Origin of the sequence: Kribbella sp. NPDC051718 (genome assembly GCF_040681515.1) — a bacterium.
Taxonomy (GTDB): Bacteria; Actinomycetota; Actinomycetes; order Propionibacteriales; family Kribbellaceae; genus Kribbella.
This window is the reverse complement of sequence record NZ_JBFAYZ010000002.1, coordinates 703284-726844: the sequence shown is the minus strand read 5'-3', so window position 1 is coordinate 726844 and position 23561 is coordinate 703284. Positions and strand designations below refer to the sequence as shown.

The 23561-nt window shown below is 68.1% G+C and carries 23 protein-coding genes; 17 read left to right on the top strand and 6 right to left on the bottom strand.

Going from position 1 to position 23561, the window contains the following annotated elements; translation table 11 throughout:
- Positions 1 to 40: 40 nt before the first annotated feature.
- From AB0M15_RS10060 to AB0M15_RS10045, 4 genes are all read left to right on the top strand, one after another.
- Positions 41 to 2848 (top strand): DNA polymerase III subunit gamma and tau, encoded by a 2808-nt coding sequence (locus AB0M15_RS10060; RefSeq protein WP_363815940.1) that lies wholly within the window; start codon positions 41 to 43, stop codon positions 2846 to 2848.
- Positions 2849 to 3180: 332 nt separating this feature from the next.
- Entirely contained in the window at positions 3181 to 3708 is a 528-nt protein-coding gene (locus AB0M15_RS10055; protein WP_363815938.1) for a YbaB/EbfC family nucleoid-associated protein, read from the top strand.
- Position 3709: 1 nt separating this feature from the next.
- Complete coding sequence (recR, locus tag AB0M15_RS10050) at positions 3710 to 4309, top strand: recombination mediator RecR (protein WP_363815936.1); 600 nt, start codon at positions 3710 to 3712, stop codon at positions 4307 to 4309.
- Entirely contained in the window at positions 4302 to 4946 is a 645-nt protein-coding gene (locus AB0M15_RS10045) for a DUF5063 domain-containing protein (RefSeq protein WP_328332473.1), read from the top strand. The genes recR and AB0M15_RS10045 overlap by 8 nt, the downstream gene beginning before the upstream one ends.
- Before the next feature lie 9 nt (positions 4947 to 4955).
- Here the strand turns inward: AB0M15_RS10045 and AB0M15_RS10040 are convergent, their stop codons facing one another.
- On the bottom strand, positions 4956 to 5924 hold the full coding sequence (locus tag AB0M15_RS10040; protein ID WP_363815933.1) for a hypothetical protein: 969 nt from the start codon (positions 5922 to 5924) through the stop codon (positions 4956 to 4958).
- Between the two features lie 6 nt (positions 5925 to 5930).
- Complete coding sequence (locus AB0M15_RS10035; protein ID WP_363815931.1) at positions 5931 to 6893, bottom strand: hypothetical protein; 963 nt, start codon at positions 6891 to 6893, stop codon at positions 5931 to 5933.
- A 99-nt stretch (positions 6894 to 6992) separates the two neighbouring features.
- Between AB0M15_RS10035 and AB0M15_RS10030 the strand changes: the two genes are divergently transcribed.
- The gene (locus AB0M15_RS10030; RefSeq protein WP_363815929.1) at positions 6993 to 7649 is read left to right on the top strand and encodes a hypothetical protein; all 657 of its coding nucleotides are present in this window, start codon (positions 6993 to 6995) and stop codon (positions 7647 to 7649) included.
- A 2-nt stretch (positions 7650 to 7651) separates the two neighbouring features.
- Here AB0M15_RS10030 and dinB read toward each other — a convergent pair whose 3' ends face one another.
- Positions 7652 to 8851 (bottom strand): DNA polymerase IV, encoded by a 1200-nt coding sequence (gene dinB, locus AB0M15_RS10025; RefSeq protein ID WP_363815927.1) that lies wholly within the window; start codon positions 8849 to 8851, stop codon positions 7652 to 7654.
- A 91-nt stretch (positions 8852 to 8942) separates the two neighbouring features.
- Here dinB and AB0M15_RS10020 point away from each other — a divergent pair, with 91 nt between their 5' ends.
- Entirely contained in the window at positions 8943 to 10157 is a 1215-nt protein-coding gene (locus AB0M15_RS10020) for an MFS transporter (protein ID WP_363815925.1), read from the top strand.
- Positions 10158 to 10161: 4 nt separating this feature from the next.
- On the opposite strand, the gene AB0M15_RS10015 is transcribed toward AB0M15_RS10020, so the two are convergent.
- Both AB0M15_RS10015 and AB0M15_RS10010 read right to left on the bottom strand, forming a co-directional pair.
- Entirely contained in the window at positions 10162 to 10671 is a 510-nt protein-coding gene (locus AB0M15_RS10015; RefSeq protein WP_363815923.1) for an SRPBCC family protein, read from the bottom strand.
- Positions 10664 to 11008 (bottom strand): metalloregulator ArsR/SmtB family transcription factor, encoded by a 345-nt coding sequence (locus AB0M15_RS10010; protein ID WP_363815921.1) that lies wholly within the window; start codon positions 11006 to 11008, stop codon positions 10664 to 10666. The genes AB0M15_RS10015 and AB0M15_RS10010 overlap by 8 nt, the downstream gene beginning before the upstream one ends.
- A gap of 258 nt (positions 11009 to 11266) precedes the next feature.
- On the opposite strand from AB0M15_RS10010, the gene AB0M15_RS10005 reads away from it, so the two are divergent.
- Both AB0M15_RS10005 and AB0M15_RS10000 read left to right on the top strand, forming a co-directional pair.
- Positions 11267 to 12535, top strand: coding sequence for an aspartate kinase (locus AB0M15_RS10005; RefSeq protein WP_328332491.1), 1269 nt, complete (start codon positions 11267 to 11269; stop codon positions 12533 to 12535).
- A 5-nt stretch (positions 12536 to 12540) separates the two neighbouring features.
- On the top strand, positions 12541 to 13635 hold the full coding sequence (locus AB0M15_RS10000; RefSeq protein ID WP_363815918.1) for an aspartate-semialdehyde dehydrogenase: 1095 nt from the start codon (positions 12541 to 12543) through the stop codon (positions 13633 to 13635).
- Between the two features lie 97 nt (positions 13636 to 13732).
- Here the strand turns inward: AB0M15_RS10000 and AB0M15_RS09995 are convergent, their stop codons facing one another.
- Positions 13733 to 14725 carry a helix-turn-helix domain-containing protein gene (locus AB0M15_RS09995; protein WP_343967361.1) on the bottom strand — a complete coding sequence of 331 codons (993 nt, stop codon included), beginning with the start codon at positions 14723 to 14725 and terminating at the stop codon, positions 13733 to 13735.
- 362 nt (positions 14726 to 15087) lie between these two features.
- On the opposite strand from AB0M15_RS09995, the gene AB0M15_RS09990 reads away from it, so the two are divergent.
- The 9 genes from AB0M15_RS09990 to AB0M15_RS09950 all read left to right on the top strand — a co-directional run bounded on the left by AB0M15_RS09990 (position 15088) and on the right by AB0M15_RS09950 (position 23560).
- Positions 15088 to 15459 carry a hypothetical protein gene (locus tag AB0M15_RS09990; protein WP_363815915.1) on the top strand — a complete coding sequence of 124 codons (372 nt, stop codon included), beginning with the start codon at positions 15088 to 15090 and terminating at the stop codon, positions 15457 to 15459.
- Positions 15460 to 15773: 314 nt separating this feature from the next.
- The gene (locus tag AB0M15_RS09985) at positions 15774 to 16640 is read left to right on the top strand and encodes an ABC transporter permease (protein ID WP_363815913.1); all 867 of its coding nucleotides are present in this window, start codon (positions 15774 to 15776) and stop codon (positions 16638 to 16640) included.
- Positions 16627 to 17442, top strand: a complete 816-nt coding sequence (locus AB0M15_RS09980) for an ABC transporter ATP-binding protein (RefSeq protein ID WP_328332501.1) — start codon at positions 16627 to 16629, stop codon at positions 17440 to 17442. Before AB0M15_RS09985 ends, AB0M15_RS09980 begins: the two co-directional genes overlap by 14 nt.
- Positions 17443 to 17444: 2 nt before the next feature.
- Positions 17445 to 18539, top strand: a complete 1095-nt coding sequence (locus AB0M15_RS09975) for a glycosyltransferase (RefSeq protein WP_363815911.1) — start codon at positions 17445 to 17447, stop codon at positions 18537 to 18539.
- Positions 18536 to 19861, top strand: a complete 1326-nt coding sequence (locus AB0M15_RS09970; protein ID WP_363815909.1) for a glycosyltransferase — start codon at positions 18536 to 18538, stop codon at positions 19859 to 19861. Before AB0M15_RS09975 ends, AB0M15_RS09970 begins: the two co-directional genes overlap by 4 nt.
- 1 nt (position 19862) lies before the next feature.
- Positions 19863 to 20636, top strand: coding sequence for a hypothetical protein (locus AB0M15_RS09965; RefSeq protein WP_363815907.1), 774 nt, complete (start codon positions 19863 to 19865; stop codon positions 20634 to 20636).
- A 4-nt stretch (positions 20637 to 20640) separates the two neighbouring features.
- Positions 20641 to 21864, top strand: coding sequence for a hypothetical protein (locus tag AB0M15_RS09960; protein WP_363815905.1), 1224 nt, complete (start codon positions 20641 to 20643; stop codon positions 21862 to 21864).
- Complete coding sequence (locus AB0M15_RS09955) at positions 21861 to 22472, top strand: acyltransferase (RefSeq protein WP_363815903.1); 612 nt, start codon at positions 21861 to 21863, stop codon at positions 22470 to 22472. Before AB0M15_RS09960 ends, AB0M15_RS09955 begins: the two co-directional genes overlap by 4 nt.
- Entirely contained in the window at positions 22469 to 23560 is a 1092-nt protein-coding gene (locus AB0M15_RS09950; RefSeq protein WP_343967689.1) for a DegT/DnrJ/EryC1/StrS family aminotransferase, read from the top strand. The genes AB0M15_RS09955 and AB0M15_RS09950 overlap by 4 nt, the downstream gene beginning before the upstream one ends.
- Position 23561: the final 1 nt, after the last annotated feature.

Below are 23561 nucleotides of genomic sequence, written 5' to 3'. Positions count from 1 at the left end.
GGAGAGTGGATTGTCGGCGCTCGGCGCTAGGGTTGCCGTCGTGGAAGCACCCCTTGCGTTGTACCGCCGGTATCGCCCGGAGACCTTCTCCGAGGTGATCGGGCAGGACCATGTCACCGTTCCGCTGCGGAACGCGCTGAGCAACAACCGGGTGAACCACGCCTATCTGTTCTCCGGTCCACGCGGCTGCGGCAAGACCACCAGCGCCCGGATCCTGGCCCGCGCGATCAACTGCGAGAAGGGCCCGATCGCCGAGCCGTGCGGGGTCTGCAAGTCCTGTACCGACCTGGCCCGCGGCGGTCCCGGCAGCATTGACGTGATCGAGATCGACGCCGCCTCGCACGGTGGTGTCGACGACGCGCGTGACCTGCGCGAGCGGGCCTTCTTCGCGCCGGTCGAGAGCCGCTACAAGATCTACATCATCGACGAGGCGCACATGGTCACGACGCAGGGCTTCAACGCCCTGCTGAAACTGGTCGAGGAGCCGCCGCCGCACCTCAAGTTCATCTTCGCGACGACCGAGCCCGACAAGGTGATCGGCACGATCCGGTCCCGCACGCACCACTACCCCTTCCGGCTGGTACCGCCGAAGGCGCTCGCCGAGTACATGGCGACCCTGTGCGACGCTGAGGGCGTCACCATCGAGCCGGCCGCGCTGCCGCTGGTGGTTCGGGCGGGTGCCGGGTCGGTGCGCGACTCGCTGAGCGTGCTCGATCAGCTGATCGGTGGAGCGAACGCGGACGGTGTGACGTACCGGCTGGCTGTGCAGTTGCTCGGCTTCACGCCGGACTCGCTGCTCGATGCGTGTGTGGACGGGTTCGCGGCGCATGACAGCAAGGCCGTTTTCGAGACGATCGAGAAGGTCATCGAGACCGGGCAGGACCCGAAGCGCTTCGCCGAGGATCTGCTGCGGCGGCTGCGCGACCTGGTGATCCTGTCGGCGGTGCCGAATGCAGTCGCCTCCGGGCTGATCGAGGCGGCCGAGGACCAAGGCGAGCGGCTGCAGACGCAGGCGGCAGGTATCGGCGCGGCCGAGCTGACCCGTGCGGCGGACATCGTCGCGGCCGGCCTCCTGGAGATGCGCGGCGCGACGGCCCCCCGCCTCCAGCTGGAACTGATCTGCGCCAAGGTCCTCCTCCCCGGCGCCGACGACTCCACCAACGGCATCCAAGCCCGCCTGGACCGGATGGAACGCCGCCTGACCATCACCGGCGGCTCCATCCCAGCTAGTACTCCGATCGTCCAGGCGGCACCCACCCACCAACCGCAGGCAGCTCCCCACCAGCAGCCGACGGCCCCGGTCGGCAACCAGGGCCAGACAGCAGCTCCCCAGGGCGCCCACGTCGGTGTCCAGCCAGCGAACTCGCAGGGTGCTCCAGCCGGTATCCAGCCAGCGAACCCGCAGGGTGCTCCAGCCGGTATCCAGCCGGGAGCTTCGCAGGGTATTGCGGGTGGGGCTGCCGCTTCGCAGTCGGCTCAAGTGGCTGGCTCGCAGCAGGCCGGAGCAGGTAGCTCGCCGCAAGCTCAGGACCAGCCTGCGGCCGTCCGCCAGGAGCAGGCGTCACAAGGCACACAGCCTGCGGCTCCGGCTCGTGTGGACAACACCGGTTCGCGGTCTGGTGCGTGGGGGGATGAGCCTGAGGCTGCTCCCGCGCAGAGCGATCGTTCAGCACCTAGTGCTGACGCGCCTGCTTCCGCTCCGAGTGGCGTGCCCACGCAAGCTGCTCCAGCTCGGGGGGCTGGGCCTGCGGCGGGGACTTCTTCGGGCTCGGTTGGGTTGATTGATGTTCGGCGGTTGTGGCCGGAGATTCTCGAGGCGGTGAAGGCCAAGCGGCGGTTCGCCTGGATCATGCTGAGCCAGAACGCGCAGGTCATCGCGATCGACGAGCAGACGCTGACCCTCGGACTGGTGAACGCCGGCGCCCGGGAGAGCTTCGCGCGCTCCGGCAGCGACGAGATCCTGCAGCAGGCGATGATCGACACGATCGGCCTCAACCGCCGCATCGAAGCCGTCGTCGACCCCTCCAGCGACCCCGGCGCCACCCCGCCCGCAGCACCACCCCCCAGCTCCCCACCGCCCTCCTCCTGGGACTCCCCAACTCCCGGTACTACGAACGCACCCACCGCAGCCCCCGGCGCGAACGCACCCGGCACGGGCCCGGGCGGGAACGCGCCTGGCACGGGCTCCGGTGGGAACGCGCCCGGCACGAGCGCCGGCCCATCGAACAGCCAGCAAGGGCCTGGTCCAGGTGCCCAGAGATCGGCAGCCCCGGGGGCAGGCGACCCGGGTTCGGGCATCTCGGGGACAGCAGGGGTAGGTGGTGCTGGTGGCGATGGTGGAGTCAGGGCCGGGTACGAAGCGGGTGTGCCCGGTGCCGGTGATGGCAGCGCGCCGGTAGTCGTTGCGACTGGTGCGGACACTCCGCCGGGAGCGGTGGCCACGGCGGTGCGCGAGTCGGGGGCAATTTCGGATGCCCAGGCTGTCGGCGTACAGACTGGCGGTGGAGCGGCGGTCGCAGTACAGGAAGCTCCGCTGGTGGCCGACCAGGGTGGGTTGCAAGCGGACCAGCAGGCCGGAGGTCCTCCGGCGCCGGCCGCGACGCCTGAGCCTGCAGAGGACCGGCGGGAGCAGGCGGCTAGTAAACGGCGGGCGGCTGAGGCAGCTGTGGCGGCCGAGCAGAGTCGGCGGGCTGCCCAAGTACAGGTTCAAGAGGCGCCGCTGACTCCTGAGGAGGAGGCGGAGGCCGTCGCCGAGGACGACATCGTGCTCGAAGAGGATTCGCGGAGTCATACCGATCTGCTGGCCGAGACGCTTGGCGCGCAGATCATCAGCGAAGAAACCAACTAGCTGGTCCACTCAGGCACCACGGCACCTTCCGTCCGCGGGGTGTGCCGGCGCACGCCTGCCCGTGATGGGAACGCACGCCCGCCCGCGAGGGAAGGGGGCGGAAGTGAACTCTTTTCGAATTCACAGGTTGGGTGTTGTTCATCCACAGAGTGCGAGTGAGTGAGCAGGCTCTGGCGGGACGGTCGTCCACAGGCTGTGGATAAAGGTGTCCACAACTTGTGGAGAAGGCTTGGGAGACTCATCGGTTTCCACCGGGGGGCGGGGTTGTCGGGGGGACCGGCTAGGCTCGGGGAGCAAGTGGAACTGGGAAGCAGTTCGGACGGGAGATCGCGGTGTTCGACGGTGGCGGTTCGCAGGGCGCTGGTGGGTTCGACATGTCCAACCTGCTCGCCCAGGCACAAGCCATGCAGAGCCAGTTGATGGAGGCGCAGGCCAACCTGGAGAGCCAGGAGGTCGAGGGCAGTGCCGGCGGTGGGCTGGTGACCGCGCTCGTCTCCGGTACCGGTGAGCTGCTCAGCCTGACCATCAACCCGCAAGCCGTGGACCCCGACGACACCGAGACGCTGGCCGACCTGGTCGTCGCCGCGGTCCGGGACGCCTCGGAGAATGCCAAGCAGCTCGCGGCGAACGCGATGGGCCCGCTGGCCGGTGGTCTCGGCGGCGGTCTGCCCGGCCTCGACGGCATGTTCGGCGGGGCGGACAGTGGCGAGGACGAGGCGCCCAAGCCCGCCATCGGCTTCGGCAACCCGAGCGGCAACGGCGGCAACGGCGGCAACGGCGGCAACTCGAGCGGTAGTGCCGGGAACTCGGACGGCAACGCCAGCGGATCGACCGGTCAAGCCGGTCAGAACCCGGGCTGACGTGTACGAGGGGGTCGTCCAGGACCTCATCGACGAGCTCGGCCGGCTCCCCGGCGTCGGTCCGAAGTCCGCGCAGCGGATCGCCTTCCACCTGCTCTCCACCGACGAGACCGACGTCCGCCGGCTGGCGCACGTGCTCGTGCAGGTCAAGGAGAAGGTCAAGTTCTGCGAGATCTGCGGCAACGTCTCGGAGGAGACGCAGTGCCGGATCTGCCGCGACCCGCGTCGCGACCTCGCGCTGATCTGCGTGGTCGAGGAAGCCAAGGACGTCGTGGCGATCGAGCGGACCCGCGAGTTCCGCGGCCGCTACCACGTCCTCGGCGGCGCGATCTCGCCGATCGAGGGGATCGGGCCGGACGAGCTGCGGATCAGGGAACTGATGCAGCGGCTGGCCGACGGATCGGTGACGGAGATCATTCTGGCCACCGATCCGAACCTCGAGGGTGAGGCGACAGCGACGTACCTGAGCCGGTTGTTAAGGCCCATGGGGTTGCGCGTCACCCGTTTGGCTAGTGGACTTCCAGTAGGCGGTGACCTCGAGTACGCCGACGAGGTCACACTCGGACGGGCGTTTGAAGGGCGACGATCGATCGATGACTGAATCAACCGATATTGCAGAGCGCGCTTTGGCGACGGATTCCGAGGACCTGCTGGAATTCGCCGAACAGATCGCGGACCAGGTGCAGAGCTTCCTCATCTCCGTGCGCGACATCGCCGCGCAACCCGATGAGGACGGCGTCGACGAGGGACTCGCCTCGCTGCCGTACCTGCTGCTCGAGGTGAGCCAGCTGCTGCTGGCCGGCGGGCGGCTGGGCGCCTTCGAGGACTTCGTCCCGGAGGAGCGGTTCGAGAGCGACGCGGGCCCGGATCCGGACCTGGACGCGATGCGCGACCGGCTGGCGATCCTGTTCGAGGGCCTCGACGAGTACGCCGAGGTCTTCGACCCGTACGCCGCTCCGCCGGAGATCACCGTCAACCGGCTCTCCGACGACCTGACCGCGATCGCGACCGACCTGGTGCACGGCCTCGCGCACTACGAAGAGGGCCGGGTCGTCGAGGCGCTGTGGTGGTGGCAGTTCTCCTACGTCTCCACCTGGGGTGCGGCGGCGAGCGCGGTACTGCGCGCCATCCAGTCCCTGATCGCGCACGACCGGCTCGAGCCGGCCCACGACCCGGAGACCGAGGCAACCGACCGCGAGCTCGTCGAGGTAGCCGAAGAAGCCGTCCAGCGCCGCTGATACTCCGTACTACGAACGCGCGGCTCCGCCCCCTGCCGGGCGGTGCGCCGCGCGTTCGGCTGCGACGAGGAGGATCGAGCGGCCCGCGACCCAGCCGATCCACAAGGTGACGATCGCGAGGATGACGATCGTCCACAGGTCGCGCTGGGGTGCGTCGGTCGCGACCAGCCAGTGGATGCCGTAGGTGCCGGCGGCCGCGGTGGTGAAGGTCATCGTCCAGAAAGTCAGCGCGAACGGGAGCTTCGCGATGGTCGGGATCAGCGCGAGCTGGACCAGCAGGAACAGGATGAACGTGCCCAGCCAGGCGTGCTGGAAGGCGTCGGGATGTCCGGTCAGGGCGAAGTACGCATTGCCACCGACCGCAGGCGGCGCCGCGTAGACAGCGAAGGTCGGGACCAGCGGATGTGGCATCGCCGGTCGGGTCGCCAGCCGGACCGTGATCACGGCGCCGACCACCAGCCACAGCAGGACGCCGACGCCGAACGACGCGAAGCCGAGCTCGTGCAGTCCGACCGTCGTCAGCATCTGCCCGCCGATGAAGGTGATCGCGACCGTCGGCAGTAGGTACGCCGGGTGGATCTGATCGAGTTCGAGCCCGCCGAGCATCAGCCGGTGCACGAAGTACGCGGCCAGTACTGCCGTCAGCACCGCCATGATCACCACGACCGTCTTGCCGGAGATCGACGCGTACTGGCTCAGCCGTGCGCCCAGCAACAGGCCGCTGGCCGGGATCAGCGCCACGAAGACGCCCTGCACCGGATGATGGACATCCGCGAGCAGCTGCCGCACGGTACGGGCGCCGAGCCCGTACCGGACCAGGCTGATCACCCAGGTGCTCGCGGCAATGATCCACAGCGCGTTGGCGCAAGCCTGGGTGAACCCAAGAGCGTCTGCCGCGACGGTCCACGTCCCGGCCAGACCGGACAGACCGAACGCGATCCCGAACAACGGAAACGGAAATGCTTTAGCGGCGACCATGTCCTGTCACCGTACAGCGACGGGTACCAGCGCGGTCTTCCGTCGATTGACTGTCACGAGGACGATCGAACGGACCGCGATCCAGCCGATCAGCAGGGTGACGGCGGCCAGGATCACGACGGTCCACACGCCGCCCAACGCGACGCCAGACGTGGTCAGCCAATGGATGCCGTACGTCCCGCTCGCGGCCGTCGTGAAGGTCAGTGCCCAGAAACCCAACCCGAACGGCAGCTTCGCGTACGTCGGAATCAGCGCCAGCTGCACCAGGATGAGTAGCACGAAGGTGCCCAGAAGCGCGTGCTGGAAGAGATCCGTGCGACCCGACAGCGCGAACCACGCGTTCCCGCCGACCGCCGGTGGCGCCGCGAAGATCGCGATCGTCGGAATGAGTGCCGTAGGCAACGAAGGTCGGAAGGCGAGGCGAGCCGTGAGGGCGGCGCCGAGCAGCAACCACATCAGGATGCCGACCGCGAAGGACGCGATACCCATCGAGTGCAGCCCAACCGTCGCGAGGCTCTGGCCGCCGATCAGGCCGGCCGCCACGGTGGGCAACAGGTAGCCCGGGTGCAGCTTGTCGATGTCCAGCCCGCCGAGCATCAGCTTGCGGACGAAGATCGTCGCGACGGCGATGGTGAGCACGAACATGACCACCACGACCGTCTTGCCCGCCGTCGGCGCGTAGTGACTGAGCCTCGCCCCGAGCAGCATCCCGCTCACCGGCGCCAAAGCCGCGAATGGGCCGAGAACAGGATGCCCCAGGTCTGCCACGATCTGCCGCACGCTTCGGGCGCCCAGCAGGTACCGGGTCACGCTGATCGCCCAGGCGACGGCCGCAAGGATCCAGAACGCGTTGGCGACGGCGGCGTCCACCCCGAGCTTCTCACCGGCCGCGGTCCAGGTGCCGGCCAGGCCGGACAAACCGAAAGCGATCCCGAACTGGTTCAACGGAAAAGTCTTACCGGCGGACATGCCAGTCATCCCTCTCAACAGATGAAAACGACCGTTCTCCCGACCCAACCGCTCGGCCCCAGCGAGATAATCCCGGCCGCGAACCGGTTGAATGGCCCGGTGTCCGTCTACGAACTGATCGCCCGGTTGCCCGACATCGACCGGGTCCGCCGCGGCAGTCGCGCGCTCGCGATGCTCGATGCGGTGCTGTCGCGCGATCCGGCCTATTGCTACTACAGCTTCGACGGGCGCTGGTCCGACACCGAGGAGGCTGCCCTGATGAACAACGGGTCGGGTGACAACTACGCGATCGTGTTCTCGCCTGAGGGTGCCTTCGGTCTCGGGTTCGACCACGAGTCGCCGGTCTCTCCGCATCGTGACGACGGCCGGGTCGAGGTGTGGCCGGGCCTGCTCGACGGCGTACCGGACGCGCTCGCCGCAGCGGCCGACGAGCCTGCTTTCAAGCTCGACGGTGTCACGATGGCCACGGTCGGCTTCTGGCGACGTACCGGCGACGTGGCTTGGCAGTGTGGGCCGGTCGAGGGAGTCGAGCAGGACGGTGCGAACTGGCTGTTCGACCTGCTGGTGGATGGCAGGCCAGAGGCCTACCTGACGTTTGCGGAGGAGTACTACGAGGTCGCCCTCGAGTTGGACGCGGTCGCGCACGTCTACGCGCTGATGCCGCTGACCGAGGAGATCGTCACGGCGCTCAACCCCGAGGTGATGCTCAAGGACCTCAAGGATGACATCGCGGAGATCGGTTATCCCCGGTCCTGAAGCTAGTCGGGCAGCATCGGGACGGTGAGGCCTTGGTCGCGGCCTAGTTGGTTGCCGCGGGTGACGGCGTTGATCCCGAATCTGTCGCGGACCCCGTCGAGGGCCGAGTCGAGCTCGTCGTTGGCGGCCTTGTCGAAGGGCAGTGCCAGTTGCAGGCCGGCCTCGCTCTCCAGGTTGCCGACCGAGATGCCGACCATGGTGATGCCCTGCTTCTCGATCATCGGCCGGGCCGTCGCCATCAGCGAGCGGGCGGTGATCAGGATCGCCCGCGTCTGACCAGTTGCCTGAGGCAACGTATGTGAGCGGGTCGCCCGAGTGAAGTCGTCGAACCGCAATCGCAGGGTGACGGTCCGCCCGGCCCGCCCGGCCGACCGCATCCGGCGGGTGACCCGATCGACCAGCCCGGCCAGTACCGCGTCCAGTGTCTCCGCCGACTTGGGCGACCGCCCGAGCGCGCGCTGCGACCCGATCGACCGCCGGCGCCGGCCGACCTCGATCGGCCGCGGATCCCGGTTGTGCGCGAGCGCATGCAGATGCCGCCCCGACGCCCGCCCGAGCATCGCGACCAGCGCCGCCTCGGGCAGGATCGCGACGTCGCCGACCTTCGTCAGTCCGCGGTTGCGCAGCTTCTCCGCGGTCACCTCGCCGACACCCCAGAGCCGCTCGACCGCGAGCGGATGCAGGAACTCGAGCTCCCGGTCAGGCGGTACCAGCAACAACCCGTCCGGCTTCGCGACCCCACTGGCCACCTTCGCCAGGAACTTCGTCCGCGCGATCCCGACAGTGATCGGCAACCCGACCTCGCTCAGTACTTCGGAACGCAGCCGCTGGGCGATCTCCAGTGGCGTACCGGCGATCTTGCGCAGCCCGCCGACGTCCAGGAACGCCTCGTCGATCGACAGCCCCTCGACCAGCGGGGTGGTGTTCTCGAAGACGGCGAAAACGGCCTTCGACGCCTCCGAGTACGCCGACATCCGCGGCTGCACCACGATCGCCTGTGGACAACGCCGGTATGCCTGGCCGCCGTTCATCGCGGTCCGGACCCCGTAGGCCTTCGCCTCGTAGCTGCAGGCGAGCACGACGCCGGCGCCGACGATCACCGGCCGGCCGCGCAGGCGTGGGTCGTCCCGCTGCTCGACCGACGCGTAGAAGGCGTCCAGGTCGGCATGCAGAATGGTCGCTTCGCCGTCGGGCACGAACATATGTTCGCATACTCTCAAGCTTTGCGGACAGCCTCAGAATAGGGAGAAATCCCGAGGCGCACCGCCGGTATGACAGGAAAGAATGCGGGTTATGGACCTGACGGCATATCGCGCGCTCTGGCAGACGCCGGGCGTCTTCGCCCTGCTGACCGCGGCGACCTTCGCCAGGCTCCCGGTGATCGCTTCTCTCGTGCCGCTCTCCTTCCTGGCGAAAGATGCGGCGGGCAACTTCGGCTGGGCCGGTGTCGTCGCCGGTGCGTACTCCGTGGGGATGGCCGTCGGCGGCCCGATCTGGACTCGGGTTGCGGACCGCCGCGGAGGCCGGGGGATCGTGATCGCCGTGGGTGTGGCCTGGGGAGTGGTGATGGCCGTCCTCGGTCTGATGCCCGCCGACTGGTACCGCCTGATGCCGGTCCTCTCCGCCCTCGCCGGTGCGTTCGTGGCGCCGGTGACGGCGATCATGCGGGCCGCCTGGCCTCGCATCGTCCAGGGTTCGCGGCTACGGGCCGTCTATGCGCTGGACGCGACCGCGGCGGAGGTGCTGTTCGCGATCGGTCCGATGGCGGGGGCATTGGTGGTCAGCTTCGCCAGTCCGAGGGCCGGCGTACTGGGTGCGGCTGTGGCGGCTGCGATCACCATCTGGTGGTTCGGGTTGCTCCAGACTCCGGGGATTCCGCATGACGAGTCGAAGGGGGCGCGGCTGACGGCTCCGCAGTTGCTCTGGCACCGGCACAGGCTGCCGATGATCGTGTCTTTCGCCTTCTGTGTAACGGCTTTCGCGTCGGTCTCGCTCGGCATCGTCGCGTTCGCCGACGCGCACGGCAACCGGCTGATCGCCGGTGTGCTGGAGACGGTCTGGGCGATCGGCAGCCTCGCGGGCGGCGTACTGGTCGGTGCACTGCCCGCTCGGCGCAAGTCATACGTCTGGCGGCGGGCAGTGCTCGTCTCGGCCGGCATGCTGCTCTGTGTCTTCGCTACCTGGTCGCCGATCTCGCTGGGGATCGCCCTGTTCCTGTCGGGACTCGCGCTGGCGCCTACTGTCGGCGCACTGTACGAGCGGCTCGGCGCGATGACGCCCGACTCGGTCAAGACCGAGGTGTTCGGGTGGATGGGCAGTGCAGGCATGGCGGGCGGTGCAGTCGGCTCAGCGGTCGCAGGCCTGGTCGTAGAAACCTTCGGCGTCCGCTACGTCTGGGTGATGGCCGCACTACTCACCCTGGCCGCGGCGGCATCGCTGCTACACATCCCACCGCACCAGCCGACCGAGGCGCCAGCAGAGGCCGAGCTGCTTCAAGAGGCCGTGTAGCGGATCAAGCCAACGCCTGCCACGCCGGTCCGAGGTGTCGCTCAGCGTCGTCCCAGGACACCGCGGCCGGATCCCGTCCGGCCAGGAGCTCGTGCAGCCGGTTGAGAAAGTCCTCCCAGCCGAGCCCCTTCCCGGCGGCCTGCTCGTCGCTCAGGAGTGAGTGCTCCAAGGTCAGTACCGTCCCAGCGCCCTGCTCCTCGAGGGTGAGCTCGATCCGGGAGTCCGGCTCGCTGTCGGTGGACCAGGTGGCCTGCAGCCGGTGGGGTTCGTCGCAGGCTTCTATTCGCAGTACGACGGTCTCGTCTGCTGTCATCCGCAATCGCAGCTCGCCGCCAAGGATGCGGTCGCCGGTGAGTTCGCCGATCCAGCGGGTGACCCGCTCCGGCTCGGTACAGGCCGACCAGACCTCGGCCGGCGTCGCGTCGTACGGGCGTCGCAAGCGGACCGTACGACGCTCGCCGGAGCGCGTGACGGTTCGCTCGGTGGGGCCGAAGAGCGTGGTGGGGTCAGGCATTGTCGGTGTCCTTGCGAGGGGTGTGGCGGCCGCGGCGGAGTTCGGTGTCGAGGGCGTCCAGGCGGTTGGTCCAGAACTGGCGGTAGCGTTCGAGCCAGGTGTCGATCTCCTGGAGCGGGACCGGGTTGACCGCGTACAGGCGGCGGGTGCCGTCGACGGTGACGGTGGCGAAGCCGTTGTCGCGCAGTACCCGGAGGTGCTGGGAGACGGCCGGCTGGCTGATGCCGAACTCGTCGCCGATCGCGGCGGCGATCCGGCCGGCCGGCCGTTCGCCGTCGGCGAGCAGCTCCAGGATCCGGCGCCGGACCGGATCGCCGAGAATGTCGAAGGCGTGCATGGATCGACTATTTCAGTGATGGCTTATATAAGCAACAGGTCTGAACGAACGGAAGGTCTGCGGTCAGCCGCCCGGGTCGCTGTGGTTCCTGCGGGGCCGTCGGCGCGGCGCAGGACGGCCGGACCAGTCGGTGGTCGGCCCGTAGGCAACGAAGAGATCACGGCTAGAATGAGTCGAACGACTACGCCCGGTGCAGCGCCGCACGGCGTACCGCAACCAGCGCAGTACCGCTGGGGATTCAAGCTATGAGGAGACTCTGTGGGACGCGTCGTGCACAAGTACGGCGGTTCTTCGGTCGCTGACGCCGATTGCATCAAGCGCGTGGCCCAACGGATCGTCGCGACGAAGAAGGCCGGGAACGACGTCGTGGTGGTGATCTCCGCGATGGGTGACACCACCGACGAACTGATGGACCTGGCCAAACAGGTCTCACCGCTGCCGCCACCGCGCGAGCTGGACATGCTGCTCACCTCGGGTGAGCGGATCTCCGCCGCGCTGCTGGCGATGGCCATCGCCAACCTGGGCTACGAGGCGAGAAGCTTCACCGGCTCACAGGCCGGCGTGATCACCACCTCGCGGCACGGCAACGCCCGGATCATCGACATCACGCCGGGCCGGATCGAGGAGGCCCTCGGCGAGGGCCACGTCGCGATCGTGGCCGGCTTCCAGGGCGTCGCGCAGGACACCAAGGACATCACCACGATGGGCCGCGGCGCCTCCGACACCACCGCGGTCGCGCTGGCCGCCGCGCTGGAGGCCGACTACTGCGAGATCTACACCGACGTGGACGGCATCTTCACCGCGGACCCGCGGATCGTGCCGGCCGCGAAGCAGATCCCGAAGATCTCCTACGAGGAGATGCTCGAGATGGCCGCCTGCGGCGCCAAGGTGCTGCACCTGCGCTGCGTCGAGTACGCGCGGCGCTACAACGTCCCCGTCCACGTGCGCTCCTCCTTCTCCCAGAAGGAAGGCACCTGGGTTGTCGATGCGAAGGAATTGACAGACATGGAACAGGCGATCATCTCCGGCGTGGTCCAGGACCGCAACGAGGCCAAGATCACGGTCGTCGGGGTGCCGGACAAGCCGGGTGAGGCGGCCCGGATCTTCGAGACCGTGGCCGGCGCCGAGACCAACATCGACATGATCGTGCAGAACGTGTCGGCGGTCGCCACCAACCGGACCGACATCTCCTTCACGCTGCCGCGGGTCGACGGCGCCCGGGCGATGTCCGCGCTGGCCCGGCTGAAGGACGAGGTCGGCTACGAGCAGCTGCTGTACGACGACCAGATCGGCAAGATCTCCGTCGTCGGCGTCGGGATGCGTTCGCACCCCGGTGTTTCGGCGAAGTTCTTCTCCGCGCTGGCCGAGGTCGGCGTGAACATCGAGATGATCTCGACATCCGAAATCCGGATCTCGGTGGTCGTCGACGAGAACCTGGTGGACGTGGCCGTCACAGCGGCGCACACTGCATTCGACCTGGACGACGAGCACACCCAAGCTGTCGTGTACGGAGGAACTGGACGGTGACCCCTGTGAGTGCTTCCTACGATCAGACCGACGACCGGACCGGGCTCCCCTCGCTGGCGGTGGTCGGCGCGACCGGCGCCGTCGGCACGGTGATGCTCACCCTGCTCTCCACCAGAGAGAACGTCTGGGGCGAGATCCGGCTGATCGCTTCCGAGCGCTCCGCAGGCAAACGGCTGAAGGTCCGCGGCGAGGAGGTCGAGGTCGTCGCCATCAGCGCCGACGCCTTCGACGGGATCGACGTGGCGATGTTCGACGTACCGGACGAGGTGTCGGCGCACTGGGCGCCGATCGCAGCGTCCAAGGGCGCCGTCGTGGTGGACAACTCGGGTGCGTTCCGGATGGACCCCGACGTACCGCTGGTGGTGCCCGAGGTGAACGCCGAGGCGGCCCGCAACCGGCCGAAGGGGATCATCTCCAACCCCAACTGCACGACGCTGTCGATGATCGTCGCGATGGGCGCGCTGCACCACCGGTACGAGCTGGAGCAGCTGATCGTGGCGTCGTACCAGGCCGCCTCCGGTGCGGGCCAGGAAGGCATCGACGCCCTCTACGACCAGCTGATGAAGGTGGCCGGCAATCGCGAGCTCGGTACGACCCCGGGCGACGTCCGCCGGGTGATCGGCAACGCGCTCGGCCCGTTCCCGGCGCCGCTGGCGATGAACGTGGTGCCGTGGGCCGGCTCGCTCAAGGACGACGGCTGGTCGTCGGAGGAGCTCAAGGTCCGCAACGAGTCGCGCAAGATCCTCAACCTGCCGGACCTGAAGGTCTCCGCAACCTGCGTCCGGGTGCCGGTCATCACCACCCACTCGCTGTCGGTGCACGCACGCTTCAGCCAGGTGGTCGATGTCGACGAGGCTCGCGACGTACTCCGCGACGCCCCGGGCGTGCTCGTCTTCGACAACCCGGCCGAGGGCGAGTTCCCGACCCCGGCGGACGTCGTCGGCACCGATCCGACCTGGGTCGGCCGGATCCGTCGCTCGCTCGACGACCCGCAGGCCCTGGAACTCTTCGTCTGCGGCGACAACCTGCGCAAGGGTGCCGCGCTGAACACGGCCCAGATCGCCGAGGTCGTCGCCAAGGAGTTCACCCCGGCCAAGTAACTCCCGGGCAACCACGGTCACCTTGAACACCCAACGGCGACCTTGAACACGTAATAACTTGTTCAAGGTCGCCGTTTGGTGTTCAAGGTGACTTGTTCTACAGCCAGTTCTCGCGGGCGGCGTGCAGGGCCAGTTGGAAGCGGGTGCTGGCGCCGGTGCGGTTCATCAGGCGTTCGAGGTACCGGAAGAAGGTCCGGCGGCTGATGCCCAGTGTGCGCGCGATCGTGTCGTCGGCCGCCCCTGTCGCCAGCAGGGCCAGCAGACGGCGCTCGATCGGCTCCAGCCGGTCGTCCTCGGTGCCGACGGACGCGTGCAGGGGCAACGCGTTGCGCCAGCAGAGCTCGAACATGCCGATCAGCGCGGTCAGCAGACTGCTCGGCCGCATGATCAGCAGGGACCGGTTCACATCGGTGTCGCGCACCGACATCGACACATACGCGATCGAACCGTCGATGATCGTCAGCTTGGCCGGTACGTCGGGCAGCACCCGCGCCTGCTCGCCGGCCTCCACGCAGGGCAGGATGTTCTCGGTCAGGTACCCGGGCACCTCGACGGACTCCGGCGAGTAGACCACCCGGTAGGTGACGCCGCGATTGAGCTGCTCGATCTCCATCTGGTTCGGCCCCGCGCCGAGGAAGTACGGCGGCGAGTCGATCGCCAGGATCTCGCGTTGCGCGCTGCCCTTGATCTGGTTGATCCGCTCGACGATCGCCGTCCCGCTGACCACCTCGATCAGGTGCGTGGTCGCCTCGTTGTGCACGGTCCGGCGGAACTCGTCGTACGCGTTCAGGACCTCGATCCGGGCCTGCTTGAGCTCCGATTCCCGGCGCAGCGTCAGCGCCTCCAGACCGGCGTCAGGGGGCACCGGGAGGAACCTGGAGTGGTCCGATCCCGACCGCCGCGCCAGCCCGGCCTGGACCAGCCCGCCCAGCGTCGCGTCGATGCCGACCGCCTGGCCCGGAACGGCCTCGTCCAGCTCGGTGATCGACGCCGGCCCGGCCCGCAGCAGATGCTGGTAGACCCGGATCTCGTCGTCATTCAGGCCGAGCACCCGTAAATGGTCGGCACGCTCCGTGTCGGTAGAGCTCACGACTCTCCCTTCCCTCCCGAGCGCGCTCACCGTGCGCTACCGCCGCACCAGGGTAGAACGAACGGTGAAATTCGTTCAGCACTGTCCGTATTGCGGCAACTGCACCCAGCGATAATTGTTGTTCTGTCAGCATTCTTGTGCCGTGTCACCATCTGGCCACCATTTCTGCGCAGTTGTGAGCGAGAATTGAGGTCCAGCAGCCCGGCGACGGACCACCTGAGCGCCGCCGGGCTGCTGTTCCAATTCTGGCCCCAGTTCGCTTTCCCGTCAGCGAACGCCGTTTCGGTTGGGTCTCGATCCCGGCGTATCGGTGCCCTCGCACTTCCGTGCCATCACCCGCTGTGCCGGAGGGTGTACAAACTGTGCAACTCCATCGTGAGGCCGATGAGGAGGAGACCACCGTGTCGCAGCAACTGCGTCAGGTACTGCCCAGGCATCATCGCCGGGCCTTCGGCCATGGTGCGATGACCGCCGCCCTGGTCATCGTGCCGGTGCACTCGGCTCGTGCCCGGACCACCTCCGCCCAGGGAGACGCAGTCTCCTCCGGTGGGCCGGGCTCCCGGGTCGTCCCCGGTGGGATCCATGCAGTGCCGGACGAACTTCCGTGGATGGTGAGGCTGTCCACGGGAGACAGGCCCTGGGTGGATCCCACCGGTACCGCCGTGACGTCCACCACCCGGCGGCCCTTGCTCGCCTCGGTTCCGGCGTACCGCTCCGTCAGTCACCTCTTCTGAACGAGGGCTGGCAGAACCTCTGAACGAGGTCAATTCTGTTGCGTCGATTACGTTTGCGGGCGTGACGGCGGTACGTTGATTGGCTTCGCATGTGGAGTCAAATGTATATTCCAGATAACGATCGGCGGAGGTGACTCCTCGGTCGGTTGCGACGTTCGGTAGCCGTCTGTGCGTCGCTGCTCACCCAGGAGGCACGCTGTGTCGTCGGTCCCGACGCCAATCCGCTACTCTGCTTCCGGTTTGCGTGGCCCCTTCGCCGTGGACCCGTTCGGAATTTCGATGACTACGACCGTCCCCAGAGAGGCGTCGCCTGAATGAACGCGACTAGCGTCGACGAGGAGTTCAACCCGTCGGTGCATGTGTACGAACCGCACAAGGTGGGCCTACCGCCCCTACGCCCGTACTTCAAGGCGTTGTGGGAGCGGCGGGAGTTCGCGGCCGAGATGTCGCGGACCGGCATCCGCGCGGCCAACACGAACACTTTCTTCGGTCAGGTGTGGCTGGTTCTGAACCCGCTGCTGCTGGCCGCTGTGTACTACCTATTGGTGGACATCATCGCGGGCGGTGCCGGCAAGGACGGTGCAGGCGCGCGTTTCGCGCATATGTGTGGCGGGCTGTTCGTCTTCTACTACTTCTCCAGCGCGATGCTGTCCGGGGCGGCCAGCGTCGTCGGTGGCGGCAAGCTGCTGATGAACATGTCGTTCCCGCGGATGCTGCTGCCGCTGGCCGCGCTGCGGACCGCGTTCTTCCGGTTCCTGCCGACGATGGTCGTGTACCTCGGCATCCACCTGGTCACCCGGCAGAAGTGGCACTGGGTGATGTTGCTGGCGCCGGTCTTCCTGATCTGCCTGACCGTCTTCGCGGCCGGGATGGGAATGATCTTCGGTGCGCTGCAGGTGTACTTCCGCGACACCACCAGCTTCCTGCCCTACTTCGTCCGGATCTGGCTCTACCTGTCGCCCGTGCTCTGGTACGCCGACCAGGCCCCGGCCAAGTTCAAGGGTTTCATCCAGTACAACCCGCTGTACTCGCTGATCGGTGGCTGGACCGACCTGCTGGTCCGGGGCGACGTCCCGGAGCTGAAGATGTGGATCGGCGCCGTTTTCTTCGCCGTCCTGGCAGGCGTGGTCGGCTCGTTGTTCTTCATGTCGAGGGAGCGTGAGTTCGTTGTCCGTCTCTGAGGCCGAGAAGAAGTCGATGCAGAACAAGGATCTGGGTCCGGCCGTCAAGGTCCAGGACGTCTCCATCACCTACCGGACCACGTTCGAGCGGGTGCCGACCTTCAAGAGCGCCCTGGTCCGGCTGGGCCGCGGTGAGCGCGCGGTCCGCGAGGTCAAGGCCGTCCAGAACGTCTCCTTCGACGTCGACCACGGCACCACGATCGGCATCATCGGCGCGAACGGCGCCGGCAAGTCGACGCTGATGCGTTCGCTGGCCGGCATCCTGCCGCCGACCAGCGGCCGGATCGAGGTGCACGGCCGGGTCAGCACGCTGCTGTCGCTGGGCGTCGGCTTCAACGCCGCCCTGTCCGGCAAGGAGAACGTCGTACTGGGTGGGCTGGCGGCTGGACTCAGCCGCAAGGCGATCCAGGAGCGGTACGAGGCGATCGCCGCGTTCGCCGAGCTGGGGGACTTCATGGAGATGCCGATGCGGACGTACTCGTCCGGCATGTTCAGCCGGCTCGCGTTCTCGGTCGCCGTGCACATGGACCCCGACATCCTGCTGATCGACGAGGCACTGTCGGCCGGTGACGCCTCCTTCAAGCAGAAGGCGGCGGACAAGATGAAGGAACTCGTCACCAACAGCCGGACGATGTTCCTGGTCAGTCACGCGATGAGCAGCGTGCGCGACCTGTGCAACGACGCCATCTGGCTGGACCACGGCAAGCTGATGATGCGCGGTACCCCCGACGAAGTGATCGCCGAGTACACGAAGTTCCTGCAGGTCAGCGCCAAGAGCGCTGCCACCCTCGAGGACTTCTGACGATGCGATCCACCCCCGTGCCGGACGTGGGCATCATCACGTCCGGCCACGACGTCGCCGACGCGCGGCTGCACAAGATCACCGCAGCCCTGCAGAAGCGAGGTCTGAACGTCGAGTTGTGGGGGCTCGGCGACCCGGCCGGAGGACCGGCCGGAGCTGTCGTTCACGCCGGCGACCGGGGCAGTCTCGTCCAGCGACTGGCCCGGACCGCCGTACTGCCCTGGCGCACCAGCGCCAAGGTGGTCGTCACCGTCGATCCGGACATGATCCCGATCACCCGCCTCGTCACGAAGCTGCGCCGCCGCAAAATGGTGGCCGACGTGCACGAGGACTACGGCCGGTTGCTCCGCGACCGGGCCTGGGCGAGAGGGCCGGTGGGGCTGCCGGCCCGGCTGATGGTGGCCCTGAGCACCCGGCTGGCCGCCGGGGCCGACCTCACGGTCGTCGCCGATTCCCACCTCTCGCCCCACCAGGCCAAGCACCGGATGGTTGTCACCAACCAGCCGGTCGCGGCTTTTCTGGCCCCGGCACCGCCGGCCGGTGAGCCCCGGGTCGTCTACGTGGGCGACCTGCGGGTGAGCCGTGGGCTGTTCGACATGGTCGCCACCATCGCCGCCGCACCAGGCTGGTCGCTGGACCTGATCGGTCCGGTGGCCGGCGCCGATCGCGACGAACTGGAACGCCGGATTGCCCAGCCCGACGTCGACGGCCGGATCCGGCTGCACGGCCGCCAGCCACCGGCGGAAGCCTGGCGGATCGCCGAGGGAGCCTGGGCCAGCCTCGCGCTGCTCCAGCCGACCCCGGCGTTCATCGAGGCGATGCCCTCCAAGATCTACGAGTACCTCGCGAGCGGACTGCCGGTGGTCTCCACCAGGCTGCCCCGGCAGACGAGGATCATCGAGGAATCCGGCGGTGGTGTGCTGATCGACACCGTCGCCGAGGCCGCCGAGACGTTGCGCCGGTGGTCCGACGACCCGGGTGAGCTGGAGAAACTGCGCGACTGCGCACTCCAGTGGGCCGCCGACCACCTGCCCTCGACGACGCCGTACGACGAAATGGCTGACGCCATCCAAGACCTGCTGCGAGGAAGTGCATGAACCAGGCCCGCCCACACATGCTGTACGTCTGCTGGGGCTACCCGCCCTGCCGAGGCGGTGGCGTCTACCGCGCGCTGGCGACGGCGAACCGGTTCGCTGAGCAAGGGTGGAAAGTCACCGTGCTGACCGCGGACAAGGAGACGTTCCACCGCTTCACCGGCGCCGACCTGACGCTCGAGGAGCGGATCCACCCCGACATCGAGATTGTCCGGGTGCCGTTCGAGTGGCCGATCCTGGAGGCCGACCTGCGCGAGTGGTCGAAGTCCCGGGCGCAGAACCCGAAGCTGTGGAGCAAGTGGCGCACCCGGCGCGACCAGATCCCCTTCCCCGAAACGGGTTACGGCCCGTGGCGGAGCACGATCGAGAAGGCCGCCGAGCAGATCCACCAGGCGAACAAGGTCGACCTGACGGTCGCCACCGCGAACCCGCACGTGACGTTCGCAGCGGCGTACGACTTGTTCAAGAAGTTCGACGTGCCGTACGTGATGGACTACCGCGACGCGTGGCTGCTGGACGTCTTTAGCGGCGACCGCCTGCACGAGCCGAACAGCCGCGCCGCCCGCTGGGAGCGCAAGCTGGTCAAGGACGCGCGGGAGGTCTGGTTCGTCAACGACCCGATCCTCGACTGGCACAAGGAGCTCTACCCCGAGCACGCCGGCAAGATGCACACGGTCGCGAACGGCTTCGATCCCGACCTGGTGCCGTCGACCCAGGACCGCGGCGCGGTGACCGATCGCCCGCTGGTCTTCGGCTACGTCGGCACGGTGTCGCCGAAGGTTCCGCTCGGCGACTTCGTCAAGGGCTGGCAGCTGGCCAAGCAGCAGTCCGACGACCTGCGCGACGCCAAGGTCAAGATCCACGGCTACCTCGGGTACTACGCGCAGCCGCGGGCCGACATGCTCGCCATCATCAACAACGCCGCCGACGACCAGGTCAGCTACGAGGGCCCGGTCGGCAAGGCGGAGATCGCCAAGGCGTACGACGAGTTCGACGTCCAGCTGCTGATGCTGGGCAAGGGCCGGTACGTCACCAGCGGCAAGGTCTTCGAGTACCTGGCGACCGGGCTGCCGATCGTCTCGGTGCACGACCCGATCAACGCTGCGTCCGACGTACTGCGTGGGCATCCGCTCTGGTTCCCGGTGAAGGACGTGTCGGACCCCGAGACGATCGCGGAGGCGCTGATCGAGGCGGCCCGGGCGGCTCGTACCGCGGACGAAGGCATCCGTGCGAAGGCACGGGAGTTCGGCGCGAGCTACCGCCGCGATCTCCAGCTGGACCCGCGGATCAAGGCACTGAGCGAGCGCGTAGGGGCGGTGGTCTGACATGAAGGTCGTACTCCTGAGCACCCGGCGGCTCCCGCCGACGTACTTCGACACGGTCCGCGCCGACCTGGGCAGCCCCGAAAACCTGGACCTCGACGTAGTCGCCTGGGTCCCACCCTCCGGCCCCGTCGACGGCCTGGTCAAAAGCTTCACCCTGGTCGGCCCCGGCCGGATGCCCGTCGCCGTCGTCCCGCCCGCAGAGCCGGTAGAAGCAGCCGCTGACGCTGACGAGATCCCAGTAGCCGTCTCGGAGTCGGCAAAGGCCCCGGCCCCCGAGGCAGTCGTTGACGAGAAGGCTGTCGAGTCCACCGACACCGAAGCCGACGAGGTCGCCGAGGCAACCGAGGGAACGGTGGCCGCCGAACCCGAGGCGATCAACGAGCCGAAGCCTGCGCCAGTTGCTCCTAAGCCGGTTGCCAAGCCTCGGCCTACTGGGGCGAAGCGGGTTGTGAAGGCTGCGCAGTGGCGGGCGCGGAAGTTGCGGCGGGCCGGGGGGAAGATGTTGCCTTCGGCAATCAAAAAGTCCGGGCCGGTGAAGAAGCTGACCCAGAACCGCAAGGCCGACAACCTCGCGAAGACGTACTGGAGCAGGGTGAACACCCGCGCCGACGTGATGAAGACGATCGCCCAGGCGGACGTGATCATCGCGCTGGACGGCGGATCCGTGTGGGCCGGCTGGCAGATCGGCCAGGTCCGGACCGAGACCCCAGTGGTACTCGGCCTCCCCGCCGCCCGCCGCGAGCTCGACCGGCTGGTCGGAGCGGGGCAGGAGTGACGAAATGCCGGACCGGGCTGGTGGAGTGGACGTGCAGCAGGTGACTTCTGCGCGAACTCTTCGTGACCACCTGCCGACGCCGATCGCCAGGACCGCGGGTGCGGTACGGCGACGGCTGAAGGGGCTGCGCTACAGCTACGCGCAGCTACCGGAGTTCCCGCAGGTGGCAGACACCCCGGTCCGGCTGTTCATCGGCCCGACCAACAGCGCCGGCCAGGGCTACGCCTGGGCCCGCGCGGCCGACACCATCGACGGCGTTTCCGCGGTGAGCTTCTCGGTGCACCGCAAGGGTCAGTTCCAGTTCAAGGACGACTACGGCGTACCACTGGTCTGGTTCGGTCAGCCGCGTTGGCAGCGAGCCCAGGAGCAGCACGTCCTGGGCTCGTACACCCATGTCCTGATGGAGTCGCTGCGCCCGCTGTTCGGCGCCCGCGGCCTGAAGGACGGCTTCACCGAGCTCCAGCAGCTCAAGGACGCCGGTATCAAGCCCGCGCTGCTCTTCCACGGCTCCGACATCCGCCTCCCGAGCCGTCACGCCAAGCGCGAGCGCTGGTCCCCGTTCATCCCGGGCGACCCGCTGACCGATCGCCTGGAGACGCAGGCGGCCCGGTTCGCCGAGCTGGTCGATGCGGCGGACGTACCTGTGTTCGTCTCCACGGTCGATCTGCTGGACGACGTACCGCAGGCGCACTGGCTGCCCGTCGCGATCGACCCGGCGCCGTGGGCCCAAGCAGGTAGACCACTTTTCTCTACCGACCGGCCGGTCGTCGTGCATGTGCCGTCGAGCGCGCAGCTCAAGGGCAGTGACCGGATCGACGAGGTACTGACCGGGCTCGCGGACAGCGGCCTGATCGAGTACCGGCGAATCAGCGGCGTCACCCACCAGCAGATGCCGGCCGTGATCGGCGACGCGGACATCGTCGTAGACCAGCTGCGGATCGGCCTGTACGGGGTCGCCGCGGTCGAGGCGCTGGCGGCCGGCCGTTTGTGCGTTTCTTACGTCGGTTCGGCGGTTCGCGATCGGGTGCGTAGTCTGACTGGGCGCGAGGTGCCGATCGTCGAGGCGGATCCCGATTCGCTCGCAAGCGTCGTCACCGACCTGCTCTCCGACCGTACGGCGGCCGCCGAGCAGGCTGCCGCGGGCCCCGCCTTCGTGGCGGAGCTGCACGACGGGCGGCGTTCCGCCCGTGCACTCACCGATTGGTTTGACCCGAAGGAGAGCTTGTGACGTCCCGGATCGCAGCGTCGGCAGACGTCGACGAAACCGCGCAGATCGGCGACGGATCGTCCGTCTGGAACCTGTCCCAGATCCGCGAGAACGCGGTCCTGGGGAAGAACTGCATCATCGGCCGCGGCGCCTACATCGGCACCGGCGTGACGCTGGGCGACAACTGCAAGGTCCAGAACGACGCCCTCGTCTACGAGCCGGCCGTGCTCGAGGACGGCGTCTTCATCGGACCCGCCGTCGTGCTGACCAATGATCACTTCCCGCGCGCGATCAACCCGGACGGCACGCTGAAGAGCGCGTCCGACTGGGACGCCGTCGGTGTGACGCTGCGCACGGGCAGCGCTGTCGGCGCCCGTTCGGTCTGCGTGGCGCCGGTCACGATCGGCCGCTGGGCCACCGTCGCCGCGGGTGCGGTCGTCACCAAGGACGTGCCAGACTTCGCGCTGGTCGCGGGGGTACCGGCCCGCCGGATCAAGTGGGTCGGCAAAGCAGGCGTTCCGTTGCAGGAGATCGGCAACGGCGACTGGAAGTGCCCGCAGACGGGCGAGATGTACATCGAAACCGACGGACGGCTGCGGCCGGCCGACGAAAACCAGGAGGAGAACTGATGGTGCAGCCGATTCCGGCCGCGAAGCCGATCATCGGGCAGGAGGAGCGGGAGGCAGTCGACCGTGTGATGCGCAGCGGAATGCTCGCCCAGGGTCCTGAGGTCGCTGCCTTCGAGCAGGAGTTCGGCGCAGCGCTGGTCTCCGGCCGAGCCTGCGTCGCGACGAACTCGGGCACCTCGGGTCTGCACCTGGGCCTGCTGGCCGCGGGCGTCGGTCCGGGCGACGAGGTCATCGTCCCGTCGTTCACCTTCGCCGCCACCGCCAACAGCGTGGCGCTGACCGGCGCGACCCCGGTCTTCGTCGACATCGAGCCGACGTACTTCTGCCTGAGCCCGGCCGCCGTCGAGGCCGCGATCACGGACAAGACCAAGGCGATCATGCCGGTGCACCTGTTCGGCCACCCGGCCAACATGACCGAGCTCGGCGCGATCGCCGCGAAGCACGGTCTGCACCTGTACGAGGACGCCGCGCAGGCGCACGGCGCGACCTGGAACGGCGCCCCGGTCGGTACCTTCGGCGAGTTCGCGATGTTCTCCCTGTACCCGACCAAGAACATGACGTCCGGTGAGGGCGGCATGAACTCGGTCGCGAACGCCGACCTCGAGCGCCGGATGCGGCTGTTCCGCAACCAGGGCATGCTCAAGCAGTACGAGAACGAGGTCGTCGGCCTGAACAACCGGATGACCGACCTGCACGCCGCCATCGGCCGCGTCCAGCTCACCAAGGTCGGCGGCTGGACCAAGCAGCGGCAGGAGAACGCGACCTTCCTGGACGCGAACCTGCAGGGCGTGACGATCCCGACCGTGGCCGCCGAGGCGACCCACGTCTACCACCAGTACACGATCCGGGTCACCGACGACCGCGACGGTTTCGCCGACGCGCTCCGCAACGAGCACGGTGTCGGCTGCGGCGTCTACTACCCGATCCCGAACCACCGGCTGCCGTCGTTCCAGCGCGAGCTGGACCTGCCGGAGACCGAGAAGGCCGCCGCCGAGGTGCTCTCGCTGCCGGTCCACCCCTCGCTGTCCGAGGAAGACCTGAACCGGATCGTGACCGCGGTCGCGACCGTCGCCAAGGCAGGTGCGTGAT